The organism is Acinetobacter sp., from assembly GCF_041919735.1.
Classification (GTDB): domain Bacteria; phylum Pseudomonadota; class Gammaproteobacteria; order Pseudomonadales; family Moraxellaceae; genus Acinetobacter.
Genome location: NZ_JAYRTF010000049.1, coordinates 1 through 3,613, shown reverse-complemented (window position 1 = coordinate 3,613; position 3,613 = coordinate 1). Strand labels below are relative to the sequence as shown.

The window sequence follows — 3,613 nt, the reverse complement described above, 5'->3', positions numbered from 1 at the left end:
TTGAAAGACAAAATAAAAAGCACAGAAGTTATTGATGATGCCTACAAGTTTGACAATATTTATTTGATTGAACCCGACAAGGGTCCAATGAAACCAGAAGCAGTTGTCAATACGTTCAAGAACTTTGAAGAAGAGCATGGCTGTTTTGATGCCGTGATCGTGAGAGGGTCGGATGTCTGTAAAGCCCTTGCCGATGCTGGTACGCTAGATGGTAGACTTATCCCCTATTTGACGGACATACCTCAATCTACCGAGTTGTTAACCGTTGAATGGAAGAATAAAATTGATGACATCATTTATTCTTCTGGCCATGTTTTGTGTCAAACAAGTGAGCTGTCTGATTTCTTTGCTCTGAACTTCCCTTCAGCGACCACGTCACTCCTTCCGCCTATGGTTCCGGCCAGGCTGACTGGGAGGCGGATTGAAGATAGCCAAAAGCAAATTTTGATATACGCCGGCAAATTTGCCCCGGAATGGGGAATACGTGAGTTATTCAGCACTTATAGAAAATTGCAGGAGACATTACCAAAGCTCGAGCTGCATATTTATGGTGATAAGATTCACAACCCAAAAGATGACCCCGGCTTTTATCAAGAGACGTTGCAACAGCTCAGCAGCGGCAATGGTATTGTCTGGCACGGGCGAGCTGCCCGTCAGCAAGTGCTAAATGCCCTGCTTTCTGCAGATCTTGCATGGGCATGGCGCCACGATAGCCTTGAGCAGCACACCAAGGAGCTCTCCACAAAGTTACTCGAGTATGGACTTGCCAAGATTCCCGTTCTCCTGAACCGTTCGCCCTTGTATGAAAAATTACTGGGCAGTAAATTCGAGCTGTTCGCCAGAAATCAGCAAGAGCTCGAGCAACGAGCCCGTTTCGCCTTGATGCTCAAGAAAACAAAACGTCTGACAGCACCACTGGAAAATCTGGTCAAGCAACACTCCTTCGAACACGTCGCAGTCAAGCATCTGCAACCCATGCTTGAGAAATTCCCTGCGAGGAACAAGGCCGTGATCCTGTTAGCAGGTCATGACCTCAAGTTCTTCACTCACTTGGAGGCAAGGTTCAAGCAACAGGGTTTCACCGTATTGGTCGATCGGTGGTTGGGCCATAACAAGCACAATGAACAGAGAAGCAAGGCGCTGCTTCGCCGGGCTGACATTATCATCTGCGAGTGGGCATTGGGCAACGCGGTCTGGTATAGCAGTCATCTGCAAGCCCATCAGAAGCTCCACATTCGCGTGCATGGACAAGAGGTTAACCTCGAATACTTTAGCAAGATGAACTTCAGCAAAATTAGTTCAATTAATTTTGTAAGCCAGCATCTACTGGATGATGGTCTGCTCAAGCAACCGATGATTCCGCGCGAGAAATGCCATGTGATTCCGAACTATGTTCTCTGTGAAAAGTTGGATCGGCCTAAACTCGATGGAGCTGAGTTTAATATCGGTCTGATAGGTATCGTCCCTAAAATGAAACGCCTCGATAAGGCCTTGGACATCTTGGAAGAGGTCCGTAAAAAGGATTCTCGTTATCGTCTTTTTATTAAAGGTAAAAAGCCGGAAGACTATCCTTGGATGAAGAACAGGCCAGAAGAGATGGCTTTTTATGAAGCGCAATATGCTCGCATTGAAAATAGTAAATGGTTGAAAGATGCAGTCTTCTTTGATGGCTTTGGTAATGACATGGCAACTTGGTACCAGAAAATTGGCTATGTATTATCAACCAGTGATCATGAGTCGTTCCATCTTAGCATTGGTGACGGTGCCGCTAGTGGTGCGATGCCGATAATTATAAAATGGCCTGGTTCAGATGAGTTATATCCAAGTGAATTTAATTTCATTGATAATATGAGTGCTGCGTCAAAAATAACGGAATTTTCTGTGGTTAAATTGAATGTCAAATCAATGTCGGCTGGTTTTGACGTCTCAAGGGTCACATCTGAATGGTTGGGGAAATTTAGTTAGCCATGAGTTAAATATTTTTATTACTACTTTGTAGTTGCACTCTCATCTATTAGAGTATGAATTCCGTGTTGATGAGATGTTTCAGTATATGGAAGGCTAATGGTATTTAAAATGTTAGTTGGCATTCAAAACTAACATTTTACTTCTACGTTAACTTCTATTTTTCTCTATTTAAACGCTGCTTCAATAAACTCAGTGGTACCACGAAATTTAAATATATAAAATAGACTCTTGTGGAAATTAGTTTGCACACAAAGAGTACATATTACCCAGCAGCATGGACAGATAGGTAAAATCATGTACAGGATCTTTAGCTACAACCAATTGAAATAGATAGAAAAAAGGCTTCGTTTGTGATCTGATTTAATCGCAAAAAAAAACCGACACGCCCGAAGCCATGACTATTATCAATGCAACCCAGTACCTCAAGCAACTTCTTAGCTCTTCTGAACTCAACCGGATCGGTAAATTTACCGGTTTTTGTCAGCGACTCCGGGATATCCAGCCTGCGAGACTACTCCCGGCTCTGCTCTCAGGGCTTGGTTGCGACAAGGTGGATGGTATTGCTGGTTTGCATCGCCATTTCAATGCGTTGCAGCTCCATGATACTGACCAAATAGCGTATAAACCCTTTCACAACCAGTTACGCAAGCAGGGTTTTCCCTTGTTCATGCGCGCACTGGTTGAACGAGCCATCGCCTTACGCCTCAAGGAGTGTCTACCGGACGCCCACGGACTGGCAGGCTTTGAGCAGGTACTGCTGCAGGACGGGTCGTCATTCGCGTTACATCCGCAATTGGCAGAACATTTCCCGGGCCGATTCAATAAGCACAGCCCCGCTGCGGTAGAGTGTCATATGACCATGTCCTTGCTGGACCAGTCGCCGATATCGATGAGTATCACGGCGGATACCGAATCGGAGCGCAAGCATCTTCCGGCCGCAAATTCGTTAAATAACAAACTGTTATTGGCGGATGCCGGTTACATCAGCCGCGAGTACTTTGCTGATGTGACCAAAGCCAAAGGAAGCTATCTGGTCAGAGGGAGTCAAAATCTCAATCCCAAAGTACAGGCAGCTTACCGACAGGACGGCAGGGAAATGCCCAAGTTACTCGGAAAAAAGCTCAAGGATATCGATCGGAGAAGCTGCAGAGCCGAGGTTCTGGATCTGGATGTGAGTTCGGGAAAGTATAAATATCGACTCATAAGACGTTGGTTTGCAGAGGAAAAACGGTTCTGTATATGGATGACCAATCTTCCGCGTGAGCGATGGCCAGCCGAGAAGGTGATGGCATTGTATCGTTGCCGTTGGCAGATCGAACTGTTGTTCAAAGAGCTGAAATCACATAACCGGTTGAAGGCGTTCGCGACACGACAAAAAGCGATAGCGGAAGGCTTGATCTGGGCTAGTTTGCTGGCCTTGCTGGTCAAACGTCGGCTGGCGCTGACGCTGATTGGCAGCGCGGAGTTATCGATGCTGAAGATTGCCAAAAACAGCGCGCTTTGGTTAATGCCGATATTGGCGAGCATCATCCATGGTGCGTGGCAGGAAATAACAGAGAAGTTGGAGTGGGCAATGGTGTATTTATCCAAAAACGGCAAAAAGAGTAGGCAGAGAAAATCCAAGCAAAACAACACGTTAGACGGT

2 protein-coding genes are annotated in these 3,613 nt (G+C 45.8%); both read left to right on the top strand.

Going from position 1 to position 3,613, the window contains the following annotated elements; genetic code table 11:
* Window positions 1–1,965, top strand: a 1,965-nt coding sequence (locus ACE3T3_RS15805) for a glycosyltransferase (RefSeq protein WP_374668606.1), incomplete at its 5' end; no start/stop codon positions are given.
* A gap of 397 nt (window positions 1,966–2,362) precedes the next feature.
* Window positions 2,363–3,613: IS4-like element ISApu2 family transposase (locus tag ACE3T3_RS15800; protein ID WP_270805043.1), on the top strand; the 1,251-nt coding region annotated here is incomplete at its 3' end.